The organism is Mycobacterium sp. IS-2888 (assembly GCF_001954215.1).
Classification (GTDB): domain Bacteria; phylum Actinomycetota; class Actinomycetes; order Mycobacteriales; family Mycobacteriaceae; genus Mycobacterium.
Map to the genome: position 1 here is coordinate 63,335 of NZ_MBET01000018.1, position 25,541 is coordinate 88,875.

At 69.0% G+C, this 25,541-nt stretch carries 26 protein-coding genes and 1 pseudogene; 6 read left to right on the forward strand and 21 right to left on the reverse strand.

Annotated elements, in window-relative coordinates; translation table 11 throughout:
* Window positions 1-6: 6 nt before the first annotated feature.
* Window positions 7-1,221 carry an RIP metalloprotease gene (locus A5745_RS02825; RefSeq protein WP_076063537.1) on the reverse strand — a complete coding sequence of 405 codons (1,215 nt, stop codon included), beginning with the start codon at window positions 1,219-1,221 and terminating at the stop codon, window positions 7-9.
* Complete coding sequence (dxr, locus tag A5745_RS02830) at window positions 1,218-2,498, reverse strand: 1-deoxy-D-xylulose-5-phosphate reductoisomerase (RefSeq protein WP_083662665.1); 1,281 nt, start codon at window positions 2,496-2,498, stop codon at window positions 1,218-1,220. The genes A5745_RS02825 and dxr overlap by 4 nt, the downstream gene beginning before the upstream one ends.
* 21 nt (window positions 2,499-2,519) lie before the next feature.
* Here dxr and A5745_RS02835 point away from each other — a divergent pair, with 21 nt between their 5' ends.
* Entirely contained in the window at window positions 2,520-2,774 is a 255-nt protein-coding gene (locus A5745_RS02835; protein WP_076063534.1) for a DUF2631 domain-containing protein, read from the forward strand.
* Between the two features lie 15 nt (window positions 2,775-2,789).
* Here the strand turns inward: A5745_RS02835 and A5745_RS02840 are convergent, their stop codons facing one another.
* From A5745_RS02840 to pyrH, 6 genes are all read right to left on the reverse strand, one after another.
* Complete coding sequence (locus A5745_RS02840; RefSeq protein WP_076115032.1) at window positions 2,790-3,671, reverse strand: cytochrome c biogenesis CcdA family protein; 882 nt, start codon at window positions 3,669-3,671, stop codon at window positions 2,790-2,792.
* A gap of 4 nt (window positions 3,672-3,675) precedes the next feature.
* Complete coding sequence (locus A5745_RS02845; protein ID WP_139329422.1) at window positions 3,676-4,182, reverse strand: protein disulfide oxidoreductase; 507 nt, start codon at window positions 4,180-4,182, stop codon at window positions 3,676-3,678.
* A gap of 45 nt (window positions 4,183-4,227) precedes the next feature.
* Window positions 4,228-5,331: a 23S rRNA (adenine(2503)-C(2))-methyltransferase RlmN gene (gene rlmN / locus A5745_RS02850; RefSeq protein WP_076115033.1), complete on the reverse strand. Its 1,104-nt coding sequence runs from the start codon at window positions 5,329-5,331 to the stop codon at window positions 4,228-4,230.
* 62 nt (window positions 5,332-5,393) lie between these two features.
* A complete protein-coding gene (locus A5745_RS02855) occupies window positions 5,394-6,326 on the reverse strand; it encodes a phosphatidate cytidylyltransferase (RefSeq protein ID WP_371336808.1) in 933 nt (310 codons plus the stop codon).
* A 22-nt stretch (window positions 6,327-6,348) separates the two neighbouring features.
* Window positions 6,349-6,906, reverse strand: a complete 558-nt coding sequence (gene frr / locus A5745_RS02860) for a ribosome recycling factor (protein WP_076063527.1) — start codon at window positions 6,904-6,906, stop codon at window positions 6,349-6,351.
* Between the two features lie 12 nt (window positions 6,907-6,918).
* Window positions 6,919-7,671 carry a UMP kinase gene (gene pyrH / locus A5745_RS02865; protein ID WP_076063525.1) on the reverse strand — a complete coding sequence of 251 codons (753 nt, stop codon included), beginning with the start codon at window positions 7,669-7,671 and terminating at the stop codon, window positions 6,919-6,921.
* Window positions 7,672-7,972: 301 nt separating this feature from the next.
* Here pyrH and A5745_RS02870 point away from each other — a divergent pair, with 301 nt between their 5' ends.
* Together A5745_RS02870 and A5745_RS02875 are read left to right on the forward strand one after the other, a co-directional pair.
* Complete coding sequence (locus A5745_RS02870) at window positions 7,973-8,215, forward strand: CsbD family protein (RefSeq protein ID WP_076063523.1); 243 nt, start codon at window positions 7,973-7,975, stop codon at window positions 8,213-8,215.
* 201 nt (window positions 8,216-8,416) lie between these two features.
* The gene (locus tag A5745_RS02875) at window positions 8,417-9,142 is read left to right on the forward strand and encodes a winged helix-turn-helix domain-containing protein (RefSeq protein ID WP_076063521.1); all 726 of its coding nucleotides are present in this window, start codon (window positions 8,417-8,419) and stop codon (window positions 9,140-9,142) included.
* A gap of 40 nt (window positions 9,143-9,182) precedes the next feature.
* Here the strand turns inward: A5745_RS02875 and A5745_RS02880 are convergent, their stop codons facing one another.
* Together A5745_RS02880 and A5745_RS02885 are read right to left on the reverse strand one after the other, a co-directional pair.
* Complete coding sequence (locus A5745_RS02880) at window positions 9,183-10,118, reverse strand: lysophospholipid acyltransferase family protein (protein WP_076063519.1); 936 nt, start codon at window positions 10,116-10,118, stop codon at window positions 9,183-9,185.
* 94 nt (window positions 10,119-10,212) lie between these two features.
* Complete coding sequence (locus A5745_RS02885; RefSeq protein WP_076063517.1) at window positions 10,213-10,773, reverse strand: MPT63 family protein; 561 nt, start codon at window positions 10,771-10,773, stop codon at window positions 10,213-10,215.
* A 269-nt stretch (window positions 10,774-11,042) separates the two neighbouring features.
* Between A5745_RS02885 and A5745_RS02890 the strand changes: the two genes are divergently transcribed.
* Both A5745_RS02890 and A5745_RS02895 read left to right on the forward strand, forming a co-directional pair.
* Window positions 11,043-11,882: a glucose 1-dehydrogenase gene (locus A5745_RS02890; protein ID WP_076115034.1), complete on the forward strand. Its 840-nt coding sequence runs from the start codon at window positions 11,043-11,045 to the stop codon at window positions 11,880-11,882.
* Window positions 11,883-11,925: 43 nt separating this feature from the next.
* Window positions 11,926-12,345 (forward strand): MarR family winged helix-turn-helix transcriptional regulator, encoded by a 420-nt coding sequence (locus tag A5745_RS02895; RefSeq protein WP_076063514.1) that lies wholly within the window; start codon window positions 11,926-11,928, stop codon window positions 12,343-12,345.
* Window position 12,346: 1 nt separating this feature from the next.
* Here the strand turns inward: A5745_RS02895 and A5745_RS02900 are convergent, their stop codons facing one another.
* Genes A5745_RS02900 through rpsB form a run of 3 tightly spaced genes read right to left on the reverse strand, consistent with a single transcriptional unit; the run spans window position 12,347 to window position 15,471 of the window.
* Complete coding sequence (locus A5745_RS02900) at window positions 12,347-13,765, reverse strand: amidase (protein ID WP_076115035.1); 1,419 nt, start codon at window positions 13,763-13,765, stop codon at window positions 12,347-12,349.
* 31 nt (window positions 13,766-13,796) lie between these two features.
* Window positions 13,797-14,612 (reverse strand): translation elongation factor Ts, encoded by an 816-nt coding sequence (gene tsf / locus A5745_RS02905; protein ID WP_076115036.1) that lies wholly within the window; start codon window positions 14,610-14,612, stop codon window positions 13,797-13,799.
* Between the two features lies 1 nt (window position 14,613).
* A complete protein-coding gene (rpsB, locus tag A5745_RS02910) occupies window positions 14,614-15,471 on the reverse strand; it encodes a 30S ribosomal protein S2 (RefSeq protein ID WP_076115059.1) in 858 nt (285 codons plus the stop codon).
* Between the two features lie 269 nt (window positions 15,472-15,740).
* Between rpsB and A5745_RS02915 the strand changes: the two are divergent.
* Window positions 15,741-16,184: pseudogene (locus tag A5745_RS02915) on the forward strand (M23 family metallopeptidase); the annotation flags it as partial.
* 70 nt (window positions 16,185-16,254) lie between these two features.
* Here A5745_RS02915 and A5745_RS02920 read toward each other — a convergent pair.
* The 8 genes from A5745_RS02920 to A5745_RS02955 all read right to left on the reverse strand — a co-directional run bounded on the left by A5745_RS02920 (window position 16,255) and on the right by A5745_RS02955 (window position 25,519).
* On the reverse strand, window positions 16,255-17,151 hold the full coding sequence (locus tag A5745_RS02920; RefSeq protein WP_076115038.1) for a tyrosine recombinase XerC: 897 nt from the start codon (window positions 17,149-17,151) through the stop codon (window positions 16,255-16,257).
* Between the two features lie 32 nt (window positions 17,152-17,183).
* Window positions 17,184-18,356 (reverse strand): lactate 2-monooxygenase, encoded by a 1,173-nt coding sequence (locus A5745_RS02925; RefSeq protein WP_076115039.1) that lies wholly within the window; start codon window positions 18,354-18,356, stop codon window positions 17,184-17,186.
* A 2-nt stretch (window positions 18,357-18,358) separates the two neighbouring features.
* On the reverse strand, window positions 18,359-19,219 hold the full coding sequence (locus tag A5745_RS02930; protein ID WP_076115040.1) for a siderophore-interacting protein: 861 nt from the start codon (window positions 19,217-19,219) through the stop codon (window positions 18,359-18,361).
* 32 nt (window positions 19,220-19,251) lie between these two features.
* Window positions 19,252-20,403, reverse strand: coding sequence for a DNA-processing protein DprA (dprA, locus tag A5745_RS02935; protein WP_076115041.1), 1,152 nt, complete (start codon window positions 20,401-20,403; stop codon window positions 19,252-19,254).
* Window positions 20,400-21,911 (reverse strand): YifB family Mg chelatase-like AAA ATPase, encoded by a 1,512-nt coding sequence (locus tag A5745_RS02940; protein ID WP_076115042.1) that lies wholly within the window; start codon window positions 21,909-21,911, stop codon window positions 20,400-20,402. The genes dprA and A5745_RS02940 overlap by 4 nt, the downstream gene beginning before the upstream one ends.
* The gene (locus A5745_RS02945; RefSeq protein WP_076115043.1) at window positions 21,911-22,288 is read right to left on the reverse strand and encodes a YraN family protein; all 378 of its coding nucleotides are present in this window, start codon (window positions 22,286-22,288) and stop codon (window positions 21,911-21,913) included. The genes A5745_RS02940 and A5745_RS02945 overlap by 1 nt, the downstream gene beginning before the upstream one ends.
* A 94-nt stretch (window positions 22,289-22,382) precedes the next feature.
* A complete protein-coding gene (fdhD, locus tag A5745_RS02950; RefSeq protein WP_076115044.1) occupies window positions 22,383-23,198 on the reverse strand; it encodes a formate dehydrogenase accessory sulfurtransferase FdhD in 816 nt (271 codons plus the stop codon).
* On the reverse strand, window positions 23,198-25,519 hold the full coding sequence (locus tag A5745_RS02955; protein WP_175879752.1) for an FdhF/YdeP family oxidoreductase: 2,322 nt from the start codon (window positions 25,517-25,519) through the stop codon (window positions 23,198-23,200). Before A5745_RS02955 ends, fdhD begins: the two co-directional genes overlap by 1 nt.
* Window positions 25,520-25,541 lie beyond the last annotated feature (22 nt).

Below are 25,541 nucleotides of genomic sequence, written 5' to 3' on the forward strand. Positions count from 1 at the left end.
TTCTCTCTACTGGAAGATCCGGATCGGGTTCACGACATCGGCCGTCACCGTCAGCAGCATGTAGCCGACCACGAACACCAGGACCACGTATGTCGCCGGCATCAGCTTGAGATAGTTCACCGGCGCGGCCGCGACCATGCCGCGGGCGGATCGGATGCTGTTGCGGATCTTTTCGAACACTGCGATCGCGATGTGGCCGCCATCGAAGGGCAGCAGTGGCACCAGGTTGATTGCGCCCAGGATGAGGTTCAGCTGAGCCAGGAAGAACCAGAACGCCACCCACAGCCCGTGGTCGACGGTGTCGCCGCCGACGATGCTGGCACCCACGACGCTCATCGGTGTCTGCGGGTCACGCTGTCCGCCGCCGATGGCGTGCACCAGCGCACCGACCTTCGTGGGTATCGCGGCCAGCGCCTTGCCGACCTCTACGGTCAGGTCGCCGGTGAAGGTGAAGGTGGCGGGGATCGCGGAGATCACTCCGTAGTGCATGGGCGCGGACTTGACGGCGCCCACCCCGATCGCGCCCACCGTCGACGCCTGAGGTTGACCGCCCTGCCCGTTGGTCAAGAAGCGTTGGGTGGGCGTCACGTCGACGTAGGTGGTAATCGTGGTGCCGCCACGGTCGACGACGACCGGAACGGTGCCGTGCAATTTCCGCACCGCGGCGGCCATGTCCTCGAAGTTGGCCACCGGGGTGTCGCCGACCTTGACGACGACGTCGCCGGCGCGAATGCCGGCCAGCGCCGCCGGTCCGGGCCCGGTGCAGGCGCCGATCTTGCCCGGCGCCGTTTCCGGTGCGACACAAGCGGTTTCGCCGACGACGGCCCGGGTGGGCGGGTGCAGGTTCGGCAGCCCCCACACCAGTGCGATGCCGTAGATCAGCACCATGCAGATGACGAAGTTCATGCCCGGGCCGGCGAACAGCACCGCGACACGCTTCCAGGTCGCCTGCTTGTACATGGCGCGGTCGGCTTCGTCGGGTGCGAGATCCTCGACCGGGGTCATGCCGGCGATGTCGCAGAAGCCGCCCAGCGGAGCGGCCTTGACGCCGTACTGGGTTTCGCCGCGCCGCGTCGACCACAAGGTGGGGCCGAAGCCGACGAAAAACCGGCGCACCTTCATGCCGGTGGCGCGCGCCACCCACATGTGGCCGCATTCGTGCAGGGCCACCGAGATCAGGATGGCGAGCGCGAACAGCGCAATGCCGATTGCGAACATCATCGGGCTGCTAGGACCTTTCTGACTGCGCGCTGCGCTCGCTCACGTGCCCAGCGCTGCGCGTCTAGTACGTCATCCACGGTAGCGGGTGCCTCGCCCAAGTGGGGGGCCCATTGGTCCGCGGCGTGTAGCACGTCGGCGATCGTTCGCACGATCGCGGGGAAGCCGATCCGGCCGTCGAGGAACGCCTCCGCGGCCTCTTCGTTGGCCGCGTTGTAGACGGCGGTCATGCAGCCGCCGGTCACCCCGGCGTGCCGGGCCAGCTCGACGGCCGGGAAAACGTCGCTGTCCAGCGGCTCGAATTCCCAGGTCGAAGCGGTGGTGAAATCGCAGGCGGGCGCGGCGCCGCCGACCCGCCGGGGCCAGCCCAACGCCAGCGAAATCGGCAGCTTCATGTCCGGGGGGCTGGCCTGGGCGATCGTCGAGCCGTCGACGAACGTGACCATCGAATGCACGATCGACTGGGGGTGCACCACGACCTCGATGCGGTCGTACGGGATGCCGAACAGCAGGTGGGTCTCGATGAGTTCGAGCCCCTTATTGACCAGCGACGCCGAGTTCAGGGTGTTCATCGGGCCCATCGACCAGGTCGGGTGGGCGCCGGCCTGCTCGGGGGTGACGGCCTCGAGCTCGGCGGCGGCCCAGCCGCGAAACGGCCCACCCGAGGCCGTGAGCACCAGCTTGGCGACCTCGTCGGGGTCGCCCCCGCGCAGGCATTGGGCCAGCGCGGAATGCTCGGAGTCGACGGGCACGATCTGACCCGGTCGGGCCGCCCGCACGACCAGCGGCCCGCCCGCGACCAGCGATTCCTTGTTGGCCAGTGCCAGGCGCGCGCCCGATGCCAGCGCCGCCAAGGTCGGACGCAGACCCAAGGCCCCGACCAGCGCGTTGAGCACGACGTCGGCCTCGGTCTCCTCGACCAGCCGGGTGACCGCCTCGGGACCGCTGTACGGGATGTCACCGGCGCGCTGGGCCGCGCGATCGTCGGCGATGGCGATGTTGGTTACCCTGGTCTCGGCGCGCTGGCGCAGCAGGGTGTCCACGTTCGCGCCCCCCGCGGCCAGCCCGACCACCTCGAAGCGGTCCGGATTGGCGGCGATGACCTCCAGCGCCTGGGTGCCGATCGAGCCGGTGCTGCCCAGCACCAGCACCCGCAGGCGGCCCTGGGCGTTTCCGTCGGTCGCTGAGGCGCTTGCCGGCTCGGTCACCCATTCATTGTGCCCCGCGCCCCGATGCCCGCGGGGCCTCGCGTATGCCAGAATCTCGGTTTGAGAAAGCATCCGATCCGAAAGGGAATCGCCGTGGCCAGTACCGAGGTGGAGCACTTCAACGGCGTCGACCCCGCCGAGGTGCCGTCCGCGGCGTGGGGGTGGAGCCGGATCAACCACCGCACCTGGCATGGCGTCGGGATATTCGCGGTGATATTCCTGCTCGCGATGCTGCGCGGCAACCACGTCGGCCACGTCGAGAACTGGTTCCTGATCGGGTTTGCCGCACTGACGCTCTTCGTTCTGGTGCGCGACCTGTGGGGCCGCCGGCGCGGCTGGATCAGGTAGGGCTCGAAAAGGGTTTCAGCGCCGCGCCCGCCGGTACCAGGCGCCGACGAGCGCGCCGGCGAGCAGCACGAGCAGCGCGCCAGCCCACGGCCATCCGCCGTGCTGATGGACCCAGCCGGCCAGCAGACCCTGCAGGCGCCCGGCCGCGCCGATCACCGCGTCGTGCGGATTCGCCCGGCCGTTGAACAGGCGCAGCTCGTAGACGCCGTAGTAGGCCACATACAGGCCGACCACCACCAGCAGCGCGCCACCGATCCGGTTGACGAAGGGCAGGATCCGCCGCATACGGTCGGCCAACGCCGAACCGCCCAGGGCCGCGGCGATGGCGAGCACGCCGACCACCGACGTCAGGCCCGCGACGTAGGCCAGGTAGATCGCCACGCCGGTGACAATCGATCCGCTGCGAAAGCCCGCCCCGGTGACGGCCAGGAACGGGCCGACGGTGCACGACAGCGAGGCGATCGCATAGCTGACGCCATAGCCGTACATGCCCACCAGCCACGACCCCTGCCGCGCGTTCGGCGCCCACCGCGGGCCCATCGCCCGCGGCGTCAGCGCCGTCAGCTCCCGGCCGGACAGTAGCCAAAACCCAAGGGCGACAAGCACGACGCCGATCACGACCGTCCCGTAGGGCAGGTAACGCTGCACCGTGCTGGCCGCCGATATGGTCAGCGCCCCGAACACTCCGAACACCGTCACGAAGCCGAGCGCCATCCCGGCGGTGGCGGCCACGGCGCGGCCGATCAGCGCCCATGACCCGGCCGCCGGCGACGGCGCACCGGGGCGCTGCCCGCGCACCACCAGAAGGAGATACGCGGGCAGCATGGCAAACCCACACGGGTTGAGGGCCGCAACCAATCCGGCGGCGAAGGCCAGACCTATCAGGCCCTGGTTCACCGGGTCAGTGCGTCAGCGCGGCCACTCGGCCCGCCAGCTCGTCCTGTGGCATGGCCGCGGTCGGATTGTTGACGAATGTCGAGCTGCCGTCGGCCCGATAGAACACATAGGCCGGCTGCCAGGGCACGTTGTACCGGGCCCAGATCGCACCGTCGGCGTCATTGAGATTGGGGAAGTTCAAGTTGTACTTGGACACGAAATTCTGCATCGCGCCGACATCCGAGTGGGCGGCGATGCCGACGAAGGCGACTCCCGGATTGGCGGCCGCCACCTGGCCGACGCCGGGAGCTTCGGCGTTGCAGAACGGACACCACGGCGTCCAGAACCACAGCACCGCCGGCCTGCCCTGCAGACTGGCGCCGTTGAACGGCGCACCGCCTAGCGTGGTTGCGCTGAATTGCAGGCGCTCGTCGGCGGCCTTCGCGTGCGGCGCCTCGGCCAGGCCGAATATCAAGGCGGCGGCAAAGACCGCTGCGGCGAACAATCTGAGCGGGGAGAACAGGCGAATCATGGCACACCTCATTTGCTGGCTTATGTCTTAAAGACGCGCGAGGAGTCAGCGCGGTTCAGGCTGCGCGGCGAGCTGACCGCACGCGGCGCTGATCTCCCGGCCGCGGGTGTCTCGCACGGTGCACGACACTCCCTTCGATCGGATGCGTCTTACGAACTCCCGCTCCACGGCCTTCGGGCTGGCGTCCCACTCGCTGCCCGGCGTCGGGTTGAGCGGAATGAGGTTCACGTGCACCAGCGGCCCGAGGGCCCGATGCAGCCGCTTGCCGAGCAGGTCGGATCGCCAGGGCTGGTCGTTGACGTCGCGGATCAGCGCGTATTCGATCGATACCCGCCGCCCGGTGGCGTCGGCGTAGTGCCGGGCCGCGTCGAGGGCCTCGCCGATCTTCCAGCGGTTGTTGACCGGCACCAACGTGTCGCGCAGCTCGTCGTCGGGCGCGTGCAGCGACAGCGCCAGCGTCACGCCCAGCCCCTCGTCGGCGAGCTTGTGGATCGCCGGAACCAGACCCACCGTCGACACCGTCACCGCTCGGGCCGAGATGCCGAAACCGTGCGGCGGCGCCTCGACGATGCGGCGCACGGCGGCCAGCACCCTGGCGTAGTTCGCCAGCGGCTCACCCATGCCCATGAAGACCACGTTCGACAGCCGCTGGTCGCCGAAGTCGTCGCGCAGCGCCGCCGCGCCAGCACGCACCTGCTCGAGGATCTCGCCGGTCGACAGGTTGCGCGTCAGCCCGCCCTGACCCGTCGCGCAGAACGGGCACGCCATGCCGCAGCCGGCCTGCGACGAAATGCATATCGTGTTGCGCTGCGGATAGCGCATCAGAACCGACTCGATCGTGGCGCCATCGATGGCCCGCCACAACGTCTTTCGGGTCTGGCCGGCATCACAGGTGACCTCGGTGACCGCGGTGAGCAGCGTCGGGAACATCGTCTCGGCGATCCGATCACGCACGGCCGCCGGGAGGTCGGTCATCTGTCGCGGGTCGGCGATCAGGCGGCCGTAGTACTGGTGCGCGAGCTGCTTGGCCCGAAACGCCGGCAAGCCCAGCTCCGCGACGGCCGACGCGCGGCCGGCCGCGTCGAGGTCGGCCAGGTGCCGCGGCGGCCTGCTCGGCCGGGGCTCGTCGAAAACCAACTGTTGGACCATGACCCGTCCAGTATCGGCCACGCCGCGGGCTGCGGAACCTGGGGAAGCACCCAGGGAAGAACCTAGGGCAGCAGCGTGAGCACGGCCCACGCCGCGGCGGCCGACGGGAGCACGCCGTCGAGGCGATCCATCAGGCCGCCGTGACCGGGTAGCAGCCGGCCCATGTCCTTGATGCCGAGGTCGCGCTTGACCTGCGACTCCACCAGGTCGCCGAGGGTGCAGGTGAGCACCAGGAGAACGCCCAGCAGCGCGCCGATCCACCACGCTTTGCCGGCCAGGAAAGTCACGGACAGGGTCGCGGCGGTGACGCCGCAGACCAGCGAGCCGGCCAGCCCCTCCCAGGATTTCTTCGGGCTGATCGCCGGGACCATCGGGTGCTTCCCGAACAGCACCCCCACCGCGTACCCGCCCACGTCGGAGGCGACGACCGTCGCCATCAGGCAGAACACCCGTCCCGCGCCTTCCTTCGGGTGGTAGACCAGCAGCGCGGCGAACGAGGCGAACAGCGGCACCCAGACGGCCAGGAAGATCGTGGCGGACGCGTCCCGAAGGTAATGCGACGACGGCGGACCCGCGGACTGATCGTGGGGCCTGCTCTTGTCGTGCATGAACAGCCGCCAGAACATGCAGGCCACCACCATGGCCCCGAAGCCGGCCAACGCGCCCCGGGCGCCGTACGGCCACGTCAGCCAGACGGTGACCTGGCCGCCGACCAGCAGCGGGATGACCGGAATGACATAGCCGGCCTCGCGCAGCCGCCGCACCACCTCGTGGCTGGAGAGCAGAATCGCCCCGGCGCACAGCACCACCCAGTAGCGCGGCGCGAAGAAGAGCGTCCCGACGACGAGTCCACCGGTGAACAGCCCCACCGCGATCGCGGCGGGCAGGTCGCGGCCGGCCCGGGACGTCTTCTTCGCCGGCGGCGGGATGGTCTTGCCCGCCCCACGCGCCGGCTCCTCGGGCGGGATGCCTGCGGCGGCGTAGTTGGACGACACGGGGTTCGTTGCTGAGCGGCCGCTAGACCTCCAGCAGCTCGCCTTCTTTGTGCTTGACCAGCTCATCGATCTGGGTGACGTACTGATGGGTGGTCTTGTCCAAATCCTTTTCGGCGCGGCCCACTTCGTCCTCGCCGGCCTCGCCGTCCTTGCGGATGCGGTGCAGCTCTTCCATCGCCTTGCGGCGGATGTTGCGCACCGACACCCGGGCTTCCTCCCCCTTGTGCTTGGCCTGCTTGACCAGCTCGCGGCGGCGCTCCTCGGTGAGCTGCGGCACGGCCACCCGGATCAGGGTGCCGTCATTGGTGGGGTTGACCCCGAGGTCGGAGTTGCGGATCGCGGTCTCGATGGCGTGCAGCTGATTGGCCTCGTAGGGCTTGATGACGACGAGCCGCGCCTCGGGGACGTTGATGCTCGCCAGCTGCGTGATCGGCGTGTTGGTGCCGTAGTAGTCGATGACGATCCGGTTGAACATGCCCGGGTTGGCGCGACCGGTTCGGATGGTTGACAAGTCGTCGCGGGCTACTGATACCGCCTTCTCCATTTTCTCTTCCGCGTCGAAGAGAGCCTCGTCAATCATCGCGTCTTCCCCTCAAGTGGTGACCAGCGTTCCGATCTTCTCACCAGCGACCGCCCGGGCGATATTGCCACTGGTCAGCAGGTTGAATACCAGGATCGGCATGCCATTGTCCATGCACAGGCTGAAGGCGGTCGCGTCGGCCACACGCAGCCCGCGGTCGATGACTTCGCGGTGGCTGATCGCGGTGAGCAGCTCGGCGTCCGGGTTCTGCCGCGGGTCCTCCGAGAACACCCCGTCGACCGCCTTGGCCATCAAGACGACTTCCGCGCCGACCTCCAGCGCCCGCTGGGCGGCGGTGGTGTCGGTGGAGAAGTACGGCAGCCCCATGCCGGCGCCGAAGATCACGACCCTCCCCTTCTCCAGGTGGCGCACGGCGCGCAACGGCAGGTACGGCTCGGCCACCTGGCCCATCGTGATCGCGGTCTGGACCCGGGTCACGATGCCTTCCTTCTCCAGGAAGTCTTGCAGCGCAAGGCTATTCATCACGGTGCCGAGCATGCCCATGTAGTCCGACCGGGTGCGCTCCATGCCGCGCTGCTGAAGCTGCGCGCCGCGGAAGAAGTTGCCGCCACCGATCACCACGGCGACCTGCACCCCGTCGCGAACGACCTCCGCGATCTGGCGGGCCACCTGTGCCACGACGTCGGGATCCAGGCCCACCTGCCCGCCGCCGAACATCTCGCCACCGAGCTTGAGCAACACTCTCGAATACTTCGATCGGCCCATCGGTACACCGTTGGCGCTGGTTGGCTCGGGGTCCGTCATCACACTCCTCGCATGACAGTGCCATCCCGGACGACCTCACCCGGAACGGCATTTCACATCCTGCCTCATCGCAGCACAATGCGGCATGGGCGGGGTGCATTATCTGGTCAGTTGCCGCCCGGTTGCCCGCGCGAGCGGGTCGATGTTTGAGCATCCCGCGGCAGGGGGAATCCGCATCCTTGCGGGCGAAATCGAGGTCTTGAGAATAAGGACCGGACCCGCGCTGACCGGGCCGACCGTTTGCGGATCGGCATTGGGCGTGAATCGCCCAAACAAGTACGCCACTGAGGAGGAATCATTCATGGCGGACACCAACAAATCCGGACCTGCCGAAGCCGTCAAGGGCGTCGTCGAGGACGCCAAGGGACGCGTCAAGGAGGCCGTCGGAGCCGTATCGGGTCGAGATGACCTCACCCGCGAGGGCCAGGCCCAGCAGGACAAGGCCGAGGCCCAGCGCAACGCGGCCAAGAAGGAGGCCGAGGCCGAGGCGGCGCGCAGCAGCGCGCAGGTGGCCGAGGAACGGCAGAAGTCCAACCAGAATTAGCGGCTTGTTTCCGCGGATGGGTCCGGCCCGGTTTCACGGGCCGGGCCCGTCGACTTTCTCCGGGCGCTCGCCATTGCCGCCCGGCCGGGAAATTAAGGTGGCATAGTTCTGCGTTGAGGCGGGTATTCAGCGCTGCGCTGGCGGACATCTCCATGGGAGGTGCCTACGGGTTCCATGACAGAACTGTCATGAATTTTGGAGATGTCTTTGGACGTACTACTACTCACCGATGCCGACGATTTCGAATCGGTATTACCGACGCTGAGTTCATTCGCACACAGCATGCGGCGCGCGCCGCTGGGCGATCACATTGACGGGCAGTGCGAAAAGGCCGACGTCGCGATCATCGATGCGCGTACCAACCTCACCGCGGCTCGCACCGCCTGCCGGCGCCTCACCGCCAGCGCGCCGGGCACCGCGGTGCTGGCCGTCGTCACCCCGGCAAACGTCGTCACCGTCGACGTCGACTGGAATTTCGACGACGTGATGCTGCCGGCGGGCAGCGCGGACGAGTTGCAGGCGCGGCTGCGTCTGGCGGTCAAACGCCGACGCAGCGCGGTCGACGGCATCCTGCGGTTCGGCGACCTCACGCTGCACCCGGCGAGTTTCACCGGGTCGCTGGCGGGCAGGGATCTCGGTCTGACGCTGACGGAGTTCAAACTGTTGAATTTCCTTGTGCAGCATGCGGGTCGGGCGTTCAGCCGCACCCGGTTGCTGCACGAGGTGTGGGGATACGACTGCAACGGCCGGGTCCGTACGGTCGACGTTCACGTGCGGCGACTGCGCGCCAAGCTCGGAACCGAACACGAATCGATGGTCGACACCGTGCGCGGTGTGGGCTACATGGCCGTGACGCCGCCGCATCCGGAATGGATCGTCAACGAACCGGCGACGCTGGGCCCGATCTCGACAGGCGCTCAAGCCTGACCCCAAATGCCCTGTCCCGCATGAACTTTTGCGTGTCCGGTCACGCGAAGAGCGGCAGTGCGCGCTTGCGCGCCAACGCGTCCATACCCTCCTGAATGCTGTCCTCGACCTCGCGGTACTTGCGGTCGACGTAGTCATCGTCGTCGGCGCGGGCCGGGTCGCGGTCCAGTTCGACCACCGGCATGAACCGGGTCCTGATCTTGGCCGGCAGCGGCAGCTGCGGAAGCGCCGCGGGCGCGATGCCCCAGGGCAGCGAGACCGCCAGCGGAAACACCTTGAGCCGCAGCAGGCGGTCGAGTTGCAACACCTTCGACAGCCGGTCGCCGCGGATCAGCACGGGCATCGCGTCGGCGCCGCCGACGGTGGCGATCGGCACGATCGGCACGCCGGCGCGAATCGCCATCTTCACGAACCCTGTGCGCCCCGCGAGGTTGGCATGATCACGCTCGGTCCACGGGCGCAGCGAGTCCACTTCGCCGCCGGGCCACAGGGCCACGTCACGCCCCTCGGCCAACGCGGTGGCGATCGCGTCGGGGGCGGCCGGAAGCACGCCCATCGAGCGGAAGTAGCGCCCGATAAGCGGAATCGCCATCAATGCGTCGTGCGCGGTGCCGTGCAGTGGGCGGTCCTGTCCGAAGCGGCGCCACCATTGGATACCGACGGTCCACGCGTCCCAGACGAATGGCGCGCCCGAATGTATACCCACCAGCAGCGCCGGCGGCGCGGGGATGTTCTCCCAGCCGTCGACCTCCATGCGGAACCAATAGTCGACCAAGACGTTCCAGAAAAACTTTTGGCGCTGCAGCGACGTTTCGTCCTGCCCGCCGAGGTCCCATTCACCGGCGCGCTTGGCCAGCCAGCCGCTGAGTCCGCCGTCCTGCTGGCTGCGCCGCTCGTCCATGGCTACCTGCGCCCGCTTTGCGTGGAGCTTCGCTTGCGCACGTACTTCCGTTGGTCTGTGGTCGGGATTACTCATGGGTGTCGGGTACCCGATTCGTACGCGTGGGATTCGCCGTCATGCAAATCTCCCCGCGCCATCGGGGTGGCGCGGGGAGATAGTTGCAACCGGATCAGGTGTGCGGCGCCGGAGCGGGCGGCGCACCCGGTGCCGGGCTCGCGTTCGGCGGTGCGCCAGGCGAGGATCCGCCGGGCACGTTCGACGTCCACATCAGGACGTCCTGCAGTCCGTCGTTGTAGACGACGCCGTTCGGGGGCGCTCCGGTCACGTCAAAGTACAGCGTGCCGGTCGATTCGCTGCCCTGCGGGATCGGCGCCGGGTTCAGGCTGCCCGGGGCCGCGACCTTGTCGATCACCCGGTAGTTCTGGCCGTTGGGGCCGCGGGCGATGAAGTCGTTGACCATCGGGGTAACGAGCCCGCTGTCCGACCTGGCGGTGATGTCCGCCTGGTAGAGCGTCCCTTTAGGCGTGTAGCCCGGAATCGCAACGTTGCTCGGTTGCAGGTTGCTCACGGTGTAGTTGGTGATCAGGGGCCCGTCCACGAGTTGTTCGCTGGTGCCGAAGCCCTGGATGTTGGGCGGCGCAGCGGAGGCGGTCGCTGCGGCGAAAACGCTTGTCGCCGCAATTCCCCCGGCGGCAATAGCCGTCTTTACAGCAGTCTTGCTGACCTTCATGCTCAATTTCCTTTCGTGTCGATGTCACTCCCCTTGGACAGGTCGCGACAACCGCTGGCAATTCGCATAACCCATTTGCCGCATCGCTAAACGGGGCTGCCCGCAAATTTCCCCTTATGCGGATCGATTACCAGCGCGAATGGGCTGCCATTCTTTGGTGCCGCTTTGCGCCGCAGGCCCTTTCGATGCGAACCACAGAATTAACAGCGGCACCAGAATCATCAGTAAGCGAGTGATTAGCGGCCAACCACGCGGGTAGCCGCAGCGGTATGAGTTTTACTGCACAGCAACAGAGCCCACCCGGGGTGCAGGCCCGGATGGATCCGGTCCCCGATTGCGGCGAAACCAGTTACCACGGCTCGGGAAAACTCACCGGCAAACGGGCGATCGTCACGGGAGGCGACAGCGGAATCGGGCGCGCCGTCGCGATCGCGTTCGCGCGGGAGGGCGCCGACGTCCTCGTCTCCTACCTCAATGAGCACGATGACGCGCGCGACGTCGCCCGCTATGTCGAGGACGCGGGGCGCCGGTGCGTGCTGGTTCCAGGCGACCTCTCCGACGCGGCTCACTGCCGGACGGTGGTCGAGCGGGCGGTCAAAGAATTCGGCGGCATCGACATCCTGGTCAACAACGCCGCCTACCAAATGATGCACAAAAACCTCGAAGAGATCAGCGACGAAGAATGGGATTACACCTTCCGGCTCAATGTCGGTGCCTATTTCTACCTCGCGAAGGCCGCGCTGCCGCACATGCGCCCCGGGTCGTCGATCATCGGCAGTTCCTCGGTGAACTCCGATAGCCCCAACCCCACATTGGCGCCCTACGCGGCGACCAAGGCGGCGATCGCCAATTTTTCGGCCAGCTTGGCTCAACTGTTGGGCGACAAAGGAATCCGCGTCAACAGTGTGGCACCCGGCCCCATCTGGACGCCGCTGATTCCGTCGACCATGCCCGCGGAAAGCGTGGAATCCTTCGGTGACAACGTGCCGCTCGGCCGTGCCGGCCAGCCGGCCGAGCTCGCCCCCATCTACGTGCTTTTGGCCTCCGATGACGCGAGCTACATTTCCGGTGCCCGGGTCGCCGTGACGGGCGGCCGGCCAATTCTGTAGATCCGGTCACTGCCGGCCTGCGACATATGTCAATATCATTGACATGGGTCAGATCGAAGACGCCCCACTCGGTTACCTGCTCTACCGGGTGGCAGCGGTACTGCGACCGGAGGTCTCCACGGTGTTGGGCCCGCTCGGGCTGACCCTGCCCGAATTCGTTTGTATGCGCATCCTTTCGATTAACCCGGGCCTGTCCAGCGCGGAATTGTCCCGCAACACCAACGTCACGCCGCAGGCGATGAACACCGTGCTGCGCAGGCTGGAGGAGCTCGGCGCGGTGGCCCGGCCGGAGTCGGTGTCCTCCGGGCGGGCATTGCCGGCCACGCTGACCGCGTCGGGCCGCGCCCTGTTGAAGCGCGCGGAGGGGGCAGTCCGGGTCGCCGATTCGCGCATCCTGGCCAAGCTGACCGCGACCCAGCAACGCGAGTTCAAACGGATGCTCGAAAAGCTCGGATCCGATTGAGCTACGCGGCCCCGTCGGGGTCCTGGATCCGCGCCCACGGCCGCGCCTCTTCGAGTTCGTGGGCCAGCTCCAGCAGCAGCGCTTCCTGCCCCATGTCGGCGGCCAGCATCATGCCGGCGGGCATGCCACCCGCGGTCTGCGCCAGCGGCAGCGAGATCGCCGGATCGCCGGTGACGTTCTGCCACGGCGTGAACGCAACCCAGTCGATCAGCCGCTGCATCAGCTGCTGGTAGTCGGTCGGCGCGAGGTAGCCGACCCGCGGCGTTTCGTCGGCGACCGTGGGCGTGAGCACCGCGTCGTAGTTGCGGAAGAACTCCGCGCTGCGCCGTCGCATCCTGCGCAGGCGCATGATCACCGCAGGTAACCGGTGCAGATTGCGGCTGGTGTGACGGTCCAGCCCCAGCGTCAGGGCGTCCAGCCGGGTGCGGTCGAATGTCTTGCCGAACAGCCGCCGCCCGGCGCGCACCTGCGCCAGCGCCAAGAATCCCCAATACAGCACGAAGTCGTCCGAGAACCCGGCCGGGGCCGGGGTCTCGTCGATGTGTTCGACGCGGTGGCCCAGTTCCTCGAGCAGGCTGGCCGTCTTCAGCGTCAGCTCGCGGAGCTGCGGGCTGCACTCGCGGTGCACCGAACGGGTCAGCACGGCGATGCGCAGCCGCTGCCTGCCGGGACCCGTGACGTCCCCCACCGGCGGCAGCTTGGGGTTTCGCCAGACGCGCTCGGCCTCCCGATAGAACGCGGCGGTGTCACGCACCGAGCGGGTCAGCACGCCGTTGGTGACGATGCCTACCGGCATGCGGCGCAGCTCCGGATCCAGTGGCAGCCGACCGCGCGACGGCTTCAGCCCGACAAGTCCGTTGCAGGAGGCCGGAATTCGGATGGAGCCGCCGCCGTCGTTGGCGTGCGCGATCGGCACCACGCCCGCGGCGACGAACGCGCCCGACCCCGACGACGAGGCACCCGCGGTGTAGTCGGTGTCCCACGGGTTGCGCACCGGCCCCAGCCGGGGATGTTCGGCGGACGCGCTGAACCCGAACTCCGACATCTGCGTCTTGCCCAGCGCTGTCGGCCCGGTGGCCAGATACAGCCGGGTGAACTCGCCGTCGGCGACGGCGTCGAACGCCGTCCAGGCGTCGGCGCCGCGCATCGTCGGTAGGCCGGCGACGTCGACGTTGTCCTTGATGAACGTCGGGACACCGCTGAAAAAGCCCGTCGCAGGAGACGCTGCCGCGGTGGCCCGCGCCTGCTCGAACGCCTTGTGCGCCAAGCCATTCAGGACCGGATTGACGGCCTCAGTGCGGGAGATGGCGGCCTCGATGACGTCGGCCCGGCTGACCCATTCGGCGCGGATGGCGGCGCTGAGGCCGACCGCGTCGAGATCGCCGAGGGCATCATCGCCGAAAGCGTGCACGCGTTGCATAACAGTGACGCTATCGGTTCGTGCTGGCCGGCTAGGCCTGGCCCACCTCGAAGCGGACGAACCGCGTCACCGTGACGCCGGCCTCGTCGAGCAGCGCCTTGACGGTCTTCTTGCTGTCCGACACCGACGGCTGCTCGAGCAGCACCGCGTCCTTGAAGAAGCCGTTCAGCCGGCCCTCGACGATCTTGGGCAGCGCCTGCTCCGGCTTGCCCTCGGCCTTCGCGGTCTCCTCGGCGATGCGCCGTTCGCTGGCAACCACGTCTTCGGGCACGTCGTCGCGGGACAGGTAGCGGGCCTTGAGCGCGGCGATCTGCAACGCGACGGTGTGCGCCGCCTCGGCACCGTCACCGGTGTACTCGACCAGCACGCCCACCGCGGGTGGCAGGTCGGCCGCACGCTTGTGCAGGTAGGTCTCGACCTTGCCGTCGAAGTACTGCACGCGGCGCAGTTCCAGCTTTTCGCCGATCTTGGCCGACAGGTCCGCGATCGCCTGCTCGACGGTGGTGTCGCCGATCTTGGCGGCTTTCAGCGCGTCGACGTCGGTGGCCTTGGTGGCCAACGCCGCGCCGACGACCTGGTCGGCGAGGGCCTGGAACTCGGCGTTCTTGGCGACGAAGTCGGTTTCCGAGTTGAGCTCGATCAGCGCGCCGTCCTTCGCCGCGACCAGGCCCTCGGCCGTGGCCCGCTCGGCGCGCTTGCCGACGTCCTTGGCGCCCTTGATCCGCAGCGCCTCGACCGCCTTGTCGAAGTCGCCGTCGCTGTCAGCCAGCGCGTTCTTGCAGTCGAGCATGCCGGCACCGGTGAGCTCCCGGAGCCGCTTGACGTCGGCGGCGGTGAAGTTCGCCATATCAGCCTTCCGTGGGGGTTGATTCGGTTGCGCCCGCAGCGGCGTCGTTGCCCGCGGAGGGGGTGGCAGCGGGGGTGGCACTGGCCGTCGCCGAGGCCAGCAGTTCCTGCTCCCATTCGGCGAGCGGCTCGGCGGCTTCCGCCTCCGGCTTGCCGTCACCGCGACCCACGCCGGCACGGGCCTGCAGGCCCTCGGCGACCGCGGACGCGATCACCTTGGTGAGCAGGGCGGCCGAGCGGATCGCGTCGTCGTTGCCCGGGATCGGGTAGTCGACCTCGTCCGGGTCGCAGTTGGTGTCCAGGATCGCGATCACCGGGATGCCCAGTTTGCGGGCCTCGCCGACGGCGATGTGCTCCTTGTTGGTGTCGACGACCCAGACCGCCGACGGGACCTTGTTCATGTCGCGGATGCCGCCCAGGCTGCGTTCCAGCTTGTTCTTCTCCCGCGTCAGGCCCAGGATCTCCTTCTTGGTGCGGCCCTCGAAGCCGCCGGTCTGCTCCATCGCCTCCAGCTCCTTGAGGCGCTGCAGCCGCTTGTGCACGGTGGAGAAGTTGGTGAGCATGCCGCCCAGCCAGCGCTGGTTCACGTACGGCATGCCGACGCGGGTCGCTTCGGCGGCGACCGATTCCTGCGCCTGCTTCTTGGTTCCGACGAACAGCACGGTGCCCCCGTGGGCGACGGTTTCCTTCACGAATTCGTACGCCTTGTCGATGAAGGTCAGCGTCTGCTGCAGGTCGATGATGTAGATGCCGTTGCGGTCGGTGAAGATGAACCGCTTCATCTTGGGATTCCAGCGACGGGTCTGATGCCCGAAGTGGGTGCCGCTGTCAAGCAGCTGCTTCATGGTTACAACAGCCATTACGGCCAGTCCTTTGTGTCGGTTGTCGCCCGGCATCGGGTGAAGCCGGGCCCTGGTGCCTGCTGAGATGTCGAACCCTTAGTCGGGACCGCTCGGCATCCGGTTGTTGCGCAGACACGCGAAGTCAGCCCGTTTACACGGACCGCGGGAAGCAGTTTACACCGTTCAGCCAGGTGCTTTGTCCACAGCGCTGACTGGCCCGATCTTCGGTATAGCGCTGAACTGCACGAGTGCGGTGGATGGCGCTGATCGCGACCCTGGCCCTGGTCACCGCGGTGCCAGCGGCCGCCGACGACGCGCGGTTGGATTGGCCGCTGCGGCCGCCGCCGACGGTCTCGCGGGGATTCGACGCCCCCTCACCCGACTGGAATCCCGGGCATCGGGGGGTGGACCTGCCCGGCGCCCCTGGCCAGCCGGTCTACGCCGCGGGTGAGGCGACCGTCGTGTTCGCGGGGATGCTGGCCGGGCGGCCAGTGGTGTCGCTGGCCCATCCCGGCGGATTGCGCACCAGCTACGAGCCCGTCCGGGCGGCCGTGCGGGCCGGCCAGCCGGTGACGGCGTCGACGGTGCTCGGCGAGCTGGTGGCCGGACACCCCGGCTGCCGGGCCGCGGCGTGTCTGCATTGGGGCGCGATGTGGGGTCCGGCGTCGGGCGCGCGCTACGTCGATCCGCTGGGCCTGTTGAAGTCGACCCGCATCCGGCTCAAGCCGCTGGACGGCTAGTCGCGCGTTCGGGTGTGCTTCTGTGGCGGCCTGGACGCACACCGGGCGCCGTCGGTGCACACTAGGCCCGCGGGTGGGCCTGGTCGTGCACCGCTCGCAGCCGGGACACCGCGACGTGGGTGTACAGCTGGGTGGTCGCCAGGCTGGAATGGCCGAGCAACTCCTGGACGACGCGCAGGTCGGCCCCGCCTTCGAGGAGGTGGGTGGCCGCGCTGTGGCGCAGTCCGTGCGGCCCCATGTTGGGGGCGCCGTTGACCGCGGCGACGGTCTGGTGCACGACCGTGCGGGCCTGGCGCACGTCGAGCCGGCGGCCCCGCGCGCCGAGCAGCAGTGCCGGCCCGGACTCGGCCGTGAGCAGGGCCGGACGCCCGTCGTCCAGCCAGGCCCGCAGCGCGTCGGCGGCCGGCACCCCGAAGGGCACCGTCCGCTGCTTGTTGCCCTTGCCGAGGACCCGCACCAACCGCTGCCCGGTGTCGACGTCGTCGATGTCCAGGCCGCACAACTCGCTCACCCGAATACCGGTGGCGTACAACATCTCGACGATCAGCCGGTCCCGCAGCGCCAACGGATCACCTTGCTGCGCACCGGATTTCGCGGCGGCCATGGCGTCCAACGCCTGATCCTGGCGCAGCACCGCCGGCAGCGTGCGGTGCGCCTTGGGCATTTGCAGCCGGGCGCCGGGGTCCGTGGTCAGCAGGCCGCGCCGCGTTGCCCATGCGGTGAACGCCCTGACCGCCGAGGTGCGACGGGCCAGGGTCGTGCGGGCGGCGCCGGCGCTGGCCGCCCCGGCCAGCCACGTCCGCAGCACGGGCAGGCTCAAGCCGTCCAGGCCGATGCCGCGTCCGTCCAGGAATTCGAACAACGAGCGCACGTCGCCCAGGTAGGCGCGACGGGTGTGCGCAGAGCGACCGCATTGCAGCGCAAGGTACTCGTCGAACTCCTCGAGGATCGCCTGCATTTCCCCACGGTCGCAGGCGCGCCCGCCGCCGCTTAGTCGACGCGCCGCAGCGTGTCCGGGGTGAGATCTTTGAGCGTGGGATAGCCGTCGACGGCCATGATCAGGTCCGCTTCGGCCAGCAGCGTGCGCAGCACGTGCACCACGCCGTCGACGCCGCCGAGCGCCAACCCGTAGGCGTACGGGCGGCCGACGCCCACGGCGGTGGCGCCCAGCGCCAGCGCCTTGATGACGTCGGCGCCGCTGCGGATGCCGGAGTCGAACAGGACCGGCAGGCCGTCGGCCGCCTCGACCACCGCAGGCAGGCAGTCGATGGCGGGCAGGCCGCCGTTGGCTTGGCGGCCGCCGTGATTGGAGCAGTAGATGCCGTCGATCCCGCCGTCCCGGGCGCGCCGGGCGTCGTCGGGGTGGCAGATGCCCTTCACGAGCAGCGGCAGCTCGGTCAGCGAGCGCAACCACGCCAGGTCGTCCCAGGTCAAAGCGTTTCCGAAGAGCTGTATCCAGCGCAGCACGGCGCCCTGCGGGTCCTCCTCCGGCGGCCGTTGCAGGCTGGCGCGGAAGACCGGATCGCTGGTGTAGTTGGCCAGGCAGTGGCCGCGCAGCTGGGGGAAGTTCGACGTGCTCAGGTCGCGCGGGCGCCAGCCGGTGACCCAGGTGTCGAGCGTGACGACGATGCCCTTGAAGCCCGCCGCCTCGGCGCGCCGCACCAGGCTGGCGGCCACGTCGCGGTCGGTCGGTGTGTAGAGCTGAAAAAACCCGGGCGTGTCGCCGAGGGCGGCGGCGACGTCTTCCATCGGGTCGACGGTCAGCGTCGAGGCGACCATGGGCACGCCGGTGGCCGCGGCCGCGCGTGCGGTGGCGAGGTCTCCGTGGCCGTCCTGGGCGCACAGCCCGATGACGCCGATCGGCGCCATGAACAGCGGGGCGGGCAGGGTCAGGCCGAACAAGTCGACGGACAGGTCGCGCTGGGCGGCGCCGACGAACATGCGCGGGTAGAGGCCCCACCGTTCGAAGGCCTCGCAGTTGGCGCGCTGGGTTCGTTCGTCGCCGGCCCCGCCAGCCACGTAGGACCAGATCGAGGGCGGCAGTGCTTTTTCGGCCTTGGCTTCCAGCTCGGCGAAGACCATCGGCAGCTTCGGTGCCACTCCCGCCAGGCCCTGCAGGTAGATCTCGTTCTGATAGTCCCCGAAGTGGGGTGGCGGTGCCACCGCTAAGCCCCGGCCTCTCCCCCGGCCTCAGTCTCGGCCAGTTCCTTCTTCCATTGCCGGAACGTCTCTTCGGTGCGGCCGCGCCGCCAATAGCCGGAGATCGATGACGCCCACGCCGCGTCGACGCCGCGCTCTTTGCGGATGTAGGGACGCAGGTTGTGCATCACCGTCTGGGCCTCGCCGTGGACGAATACGTGCACCTGCCCGGGCAGCCATGGGGTGGTGGTGACCGCCTCGATCAGCGGCGCGTGATCGCCGGCGCGGTCCTCGGGAACCAGGTCGGCGCGCCCGCCGCGATAGACCCAACTGACTTCAACGGAATCCGGTGCGGTCAAAGGGATTTCGTCCTCCTGGCCGGCTACCTCGATGAAGGCCTTGCCAACCGCATTGGCGGGCAACGCTTCTAGGGCGGCGGCGATGGCGGGCAGCGCGGACTCGTCGCCGGCCAGCAGATGCCAATCGGCGGCCGGGTCGGGGGTGTAGGCGCCGCCGGGACCCATCAGGTAGATCGGCTGGCCGGGCTGGGCCGCGGCCGCCCACGGGCCCGCGACCCCGTGTTCGCCGTGCACCACGATGTCGATGGTGATCTCGCGGGCCGCGGGGTCGACCTGGCGAACGGTCATGGTCCGCACCGAAGGCCTTTTCTCCGGCGGCAGGTCGGCAAAACTGTCCAGCGTCAACGGCTGCGGCAGCGCGGCCACGTCGACATCGTCTGCGACGAACGCCATCTTGACGTACGAGTCGGTGAACTTGCTGGGAACGAAGGTCTCGAAAGACCTGCTGCCCAGCACCACCCGCACCATGTGCCGGGTGAGTTGCTTGGTACCGACGACTTCGAAGCTCTGCAGAGGCCGACCCGCCACTTATCCTCCTGTTCAGACCCGACCCTCGTCGACTATACGAGTCGCGTTGTCATCGCGGCTTGGCCGCCACCGGCGCGGACGATGCGCCACCGTCCCTCGCGGCGCTCGGCGAAGCCGGCCACCTCGAGCATCGCGAGCGGCCCGAGCACCTGCTGGGGCGCCAGTCCGGCCGCCACGGCGATCTCGTCGACCGTGGCAACGCCGCGGCCCGGTAGTGCCTCGTATACCTGACGCTCGGCCTCGCCCAGCCCGTCCAGCGCCGTGGTGGGCCGCGGTTCCTCGGATGCCAACTCACCGATGCGACCAACCAGTTCGACGATGTCGTCGGCCCGGGTGACCAGTTCCGCGCCGTTGCGCAGCAGCGCGTGGCATCCGGCCGACGCCGACGACGTGACGGGCCCGGGCACGGCGGCCACCACCCGTCCCAGCGCCCGCGCCCAGGCGGCGGTGTTCCCGGCGCCACTGCGCAGGCCCGCTTCGACCACCACCACCGCGCCGGCGACGGCGGCCACCAGACGGTTGCGGGTCAGGAACCGGTAACGGGCCGGGCGCACACCCGGCGGGTACTCGGTGAACAGCAGCCCGTGCTGACCGATGCGATGCAGTAACGCCGAATGCCCAGCGGGATAAGGAACGTCGAGCCCGCCGGCCAGCACCGCCACGGTGATGCCGTCGGCCGCCAGCGCCGCGCGGTGCGCCGCACCGTCGATGCCGTAGGCCCCGCCGGAGACGACGGCGACGTCCCGCTCGACCAGCCCGGCCGCCAAATCCCCCGCCACGTGTTCGCCATACGTAGTCGCCGCTCGGGTTCCGACCACGGCGGCCGCCCGGCACGCCACCTCATCCAGACGCGCAGGACCAAGCGCCCACAACACCATTGGCGGCCCGCCACGCGGACGAGCGCCGGCGCCGCCGAACGCCGCCAACGCGAGCGGCCACTCGTCGTCATCGGGCGTGATCAATCGTCCGCCGCGACGCGCGAGCAGCTCGAGATCGCCTGCGGCCCGGTCTATTTCGCGCCTGGCCTCGGTATGGCGCGCTAGGTCGTCGTTGACCAGGCCCCGCCGGACCCGGTCGGCCGCCTCCTGCGGGCCCACGCATCGCACCAATGCGGCCAGTTCCGGACAGGGCGGCTCGGCCACCCGCGACAGGTAAGCCCATGCGGACAACACCGGATCGGTCATCGCTGCATGCCCGGTTGCCGAAAGCTCAGCGCGGCGGCGACTTCGTCGAGCCCGGGCGAGCTGCGGCCGGCCAGGTCGGCGAGGCTCCACGCCACGCGCAGGGTGCGATCCAGGCCGCGGATGGAAAGCAGCCCACGGTCGAGCGCCGTCTTCAGCGGGTCCATCGCGGCGTTGCCGGGGCGAAACTTTCGCCGCAACAGCGTCCCGCTGACTTCGGCGTTGGTGCGGAATCCGTGTGGGCGCCAGCGCTCGGCGGCCGCGTCGCGCGCCGCTGCGACCCGCCGGCGAACCTGCGCCGTCGATTCGCCGTCGGTGACCGAGATCGCCCCGGCGCGCACCGCGTGCATCTGCACCCGCAGGTCGACGCGGTCCAGCAGCGGCCCGGACAGCTTGCCCAGATAGCGCCGCTTGGCCGCGGCAGCGCAGATGCAGTCCTGCGGATCGGCCGGCGCGCACGGACACGGGTTGGCGGCCAACACCAGCTGGAAGCGGGCGGGATAACACGCCACCCCGTCGCGGCGTGCGAGGCGAATCTCCCCGTCCTCCAACGGTGTTCGCAGCGCTTCGAGCGCGCTGACGCTGATTTCGGCGCATTCGTCCAGGAACAACACCCCGCGATGCGCCCGGCTGACCGCGCCGGGGCGGGCCATCCCCGAACCCCCGCCGACCAGCGCCGCGACCGTCGAGCTGTGGTGCGGCGCCACGAAAGGGGGCCGGGTGATCAACGGGGTATCCGCCGTCAGCAGCCCGGCCACCGAGTGAATCGCGGTGACCTCCAGGGACTCATCGTCCGACAGCGGCGGCAACAGTCCCGGAAGCCGTTGCGCCAGCATCGTTTTGCCCACGCCTGGCGGCCCTGTCAGCATGAGGTGATGCGCACCGGCGGCCGCGACTTCCACCGCGAACCGCGCCTGCGCCTGTCCGATCACGTCGGCCAGATCCGCCGTGGGCTCCGGGTCCGTGGTCCCGGCGCTGATCCTGGGGTCCAGGCCGCCCGAGCCGCCGAGCCAGCCCTGCAGTTGCCGCAGCGTGCGCACGCCCCAAACGTCGATCCCGTCGACCAGGCTGGCCTCGGCCAGGTTGTCCACCGGGACGACGACCGCCGGCCAGCCGTCGCGTTTGGCCGCCAACACGGCGGGCAGCACCCCGCGCACCGAGCGCACCCGGCCGTCCAGCGACAGCTCACCGAGCAGCACCGTCTTCTCCAGCCGCTCCCACGGGTGCTTGCGCTGCGCGGACAGCACCGCCGCCGCCAGCGCGATGTCGTAGACCGATCCCATCTTCGGCAGCGTCGCAGGTGACAGCGCCAGCGTGAGCCGGGACTGGGGCCATTCATTGCCGCAATTGGTGACCGCCGCCCGGACCCGGTCGCGCGACTCCTGCAGGGCGGCGTCGGGCAGCCCGACCAGGTACACGCCCGGCAGGCCGGAGGAGATGTCGGCCTCGATTTCGACTGTGGTGCCGTCCAATCCGCGCACCGCGACCGAGAACGCCCGCCCCAGCGCCATCAGCCGATTCCCTGCAGGTGGGTGATCTCCGGGGTGCGGCGGCGCCCGACCCGCACGCCGATCACGTCGATGCGCAGCGCCGCCCAGCGCTCACCCTGGCCGGCCAGCCACAGCCCCGCCAGCCGCCGCAGCCGCCGGGCCTTCCGCTCGGTGACCGCATAGGCCAGGCCGCCGTAGCCGTCGCCGGTCCGGGTTTTGACTTCGACGAACACCAGGGTTCGGGTGGCGTCGTCGCACGCGATCACGTCGAGTTCGCCGTAGCGGCAGCGCCAGTTGCGGCCAAGGATCCGCAATCCCATCCCCGCCAGATGATCCACGGCGAGCGCTTCGCCCATCGCTCCCAGCTGGGCGCGGGTCAGAGTCGTTTCGGTCGTCATGCGGCCAACCTGCCCGGCGGCTCCGACATGACACGACCGAGGGCCCGCCGAAACGCGCGGTTATCCCCAGTCCCCGGTCTATCCCCAGGCCGTCTCAGGTGATCCGGTCGGCACGGGTGTAGACATTCATCGAGTCCTGCCGCAGGAACGCCACCAGCGTGACGCCGGACTCCTCGGCCAGCGAGACCGCGAGCGATGACGGCGCCGACACGGCGGCGAGCACGGGAATCGCTGCCATCACGGCCTTTTGCGTCAACTCGAACGACGCCCGGCCGCTAACTAGCAGCACCGTCGCGCTGAGTGGCACCCTGTCGTGCTCGAGCGCCCAGCCGATGACCTTGTCGACCGCGTTGTGCCTGCCGATGTCCTCGCGCACGGCCAGCATGGCACCGTCCACACCGAACAACGCCGCGGCGTGCAGCCCACCGGTGCTCGCGAAAACCTTTTGCGCGGAGCGGAGTTGGTCCGGCATCGCCTTGAGCGTGGCCGCGGACACGCTCGCCGGATCCGAGCCGGGGGAAAACCGGCCCATCACCCGCACCGCTTCCAGCGATGCCTTTCCGCAGACCCCGCACGACGACGTGGTGTAGAAGTTACGGGTGACGTCGAGGTCGGGTGGCGCGACGCCGGGGGCCAACGTGACGTCCAGAACGTTGTAGGTGTTTTCGTCGTCATGCCCACCGCAGTAGCGAATGGTCACCACGTCCTCGCGGCGCCCGATGATTCCCTCGGTGAGCAGAAAGCCTTGCGCGAGTTCGATATCCGAGCCGGGCGTGCGCATCGTCACGGTCACCGGGGCGCCGTTGACGCGGATCTCCAACGGCTCCTCGACGGCGAGGGTTTCCGGCCGGGTGGTCGCCCGATCGGCGCTGAGATGCCTGACCCGCCGCCGCGCGGTGACGTGCCCCACTACGTCGCCGGCTCCAACCGGACGATGATCGCCTTGGACACCGGGGTGTTCGACTTGGCCGCGGTGTGATCCAGCGGAACCAACGCGTTGGTCTCCGGGTAGTACGACGCGGCGTTGCCGACCGGGGTCGAATAGCCCACCACCAGAAAATCCTTCGCGCGCCGCTGCTGCAACCGTTGGTCGGCGTCGGTCCACTCCGAGACCAGATCGACCCGCTGCCCCTCCTCCAGGCCCAACGCTGAGATATCCAAGGGATTGACGAACACCACGCGACGGCCCCCCTTCACGCCGCGGTAACGGTCGTCGAGCCCGTAGATCGTGGTGTTGTACTGGTCGTGGCTGCGCAGCGTCTGCAGGACCAGCCGCCCCTGGGGCACCGGCACCCACTGCAGCGGGTCCGCCGCGAAGTTGGCTTTGCCTGTGCTGGTGCGGAATTCGCGAGCATCGCGCGGCGGGTGCGGCAGCTGGAATCCGTCGGGCTGGCGCACCTTGCGGTTGTAGTCGGCGCAGCCGGGGACCACGGCGGCGATCGCGTCGCGGATGGTGTCGTAGTCGGCCGCGAACCGCTCCCACGGCACCGGATGCGCCGCGCCGAGCAGCCTGCGGGCCAACTGGCAGACGATTTCCACCTCGCTGCGCACCTGGTCGCTGGGCGGGTGCAGGCTGCCACGGGACAGGTGCACCATCGACATCGAATCCTCAACCGAGACAACCTGTTTCCGGCCTCCGCGGATGTCACGGTCGGTGCGGCCGAGCGTCGGCAGGATCAGCGCGGTGCTGCCGTGCACCAGGTGGCTGCGATTGAGTTTGGTCGAAATCTGCACCGTCAGAGCGCAACTGCGTAGGGCCGCCTCGGTGACGGCGGTGTCTGGGGTGGCCGACGCGAAGTTGCCGCCCATGCCCACGAACACCCGGGCCCGCCCGTCGCGCATCGCGCGGATCGCGGCGACGGTGTCGTACCCGTGCTTTCGCGGGCTGGCGATTCCGAATTCGCGGTCCAGGGCGGCCAGGAACTGCTCGGGCATCTTCTCCCAAATGCCCATCGTGCGGTCGCCCTGCACGTTGGAATGCCCGCGCACCGGGCACACTCCCGCACCCGGCTTGCCGATCATGCCGCGCAGCAGCAGCAGATTGGTGATCTCGGCGATGGTGGCCACGGCGTGGGTGTGCTGGGTCAGGCCCATGGCCCAGCACACGACCGTGCGCTGCGACGCCATCAGCATCTCGGCCATGCGGTCGAGCTGCTCCCTCTCGATGCCGCTGGCGGCGAGGACGGTGTCGAAGTCGATTTCCAGCGTCCGGCGCCGGTACTCGTCGAATCCCGCGCAGTGCGCGTCGACAAAAGCACGGTCGATGACGGTTCCCGGGGCGCGGTCGTCGGCCTCGAGCAACAACCTGCCCAGACCGGCGAACAACGCCATGTCGCCGCCGAGTCGGATCTGCACGAATTCGTCGGCGATCGGGACGCCTTGCCCCACCAGCCCGTTCACCTTCTGCGGGTCCTTGAACCGGATCAACCCGGCCTCGGGCAGCGGGTTCACCGCAATGATCTTGGCGCCGTTGGCCTTTGCCTTCTCCAGCACCGAGAGCATCCGCGGGTGATTGGTGCCGGGGTTTTGTCCGGCGATGACGATCAGGTCGGCCTGCTCGACGTCGTCGACGGTGACCGATCCCTTCCCGATGCCGATCGACTCGGTCAGCGCCGAACCCGAGGACTCGTGGCACATGTTGGAGCAGTCGGGCAGGTTGTTCGTGCCGAAACAGCGGACCAGCAGCTGGTAGCAGAAGGCCGCTTCGTTGCTGGTGCGGCCCGACGTGTAGAACACCGCTTGGTCGGGATCCTCCAGCGCCTGGAGCCGTTCGACGATCAACTCATACGCGTCGTCCCAGCCGATCGGCCGGTAGTGGTCGTCCCCGGGTCGCAGCACCATGGGCTGGGTGAGGCGTCCCTGCTGGGACAGCCAATACTCGGGCTTGGCCGACAGCTCCGCCACCGAGTGTCGCGCGAAAAACTCCGGCGTGACGGTGCGCTTGGTCGCCTCTTCGGCGACCGCCTTGGCGCCGTTCTCGCAGAACTCGGCCAGCTTGCGCCCGCCCGGCTCCTCCGGCCATGCGCAGCCGGGACAGTCGAAACCGTTGCGCTGATTGAGCCGCGCCAGGGCCGCCGCGGTGCGCAGCGCGCCCATCTGCTCGAGCCCCCGCTGCAGCGAGACCAGCACCGCCCGCATGCCCGCCGCCTCCCGTTTGGGGGGCGCGACGGTCACCGCGTGTTCGTCGTAGTCGGCGGGGATGTCGCCGGACGCCGGACGGTACAACCTCACGAAATCAAACTACATTGACCCG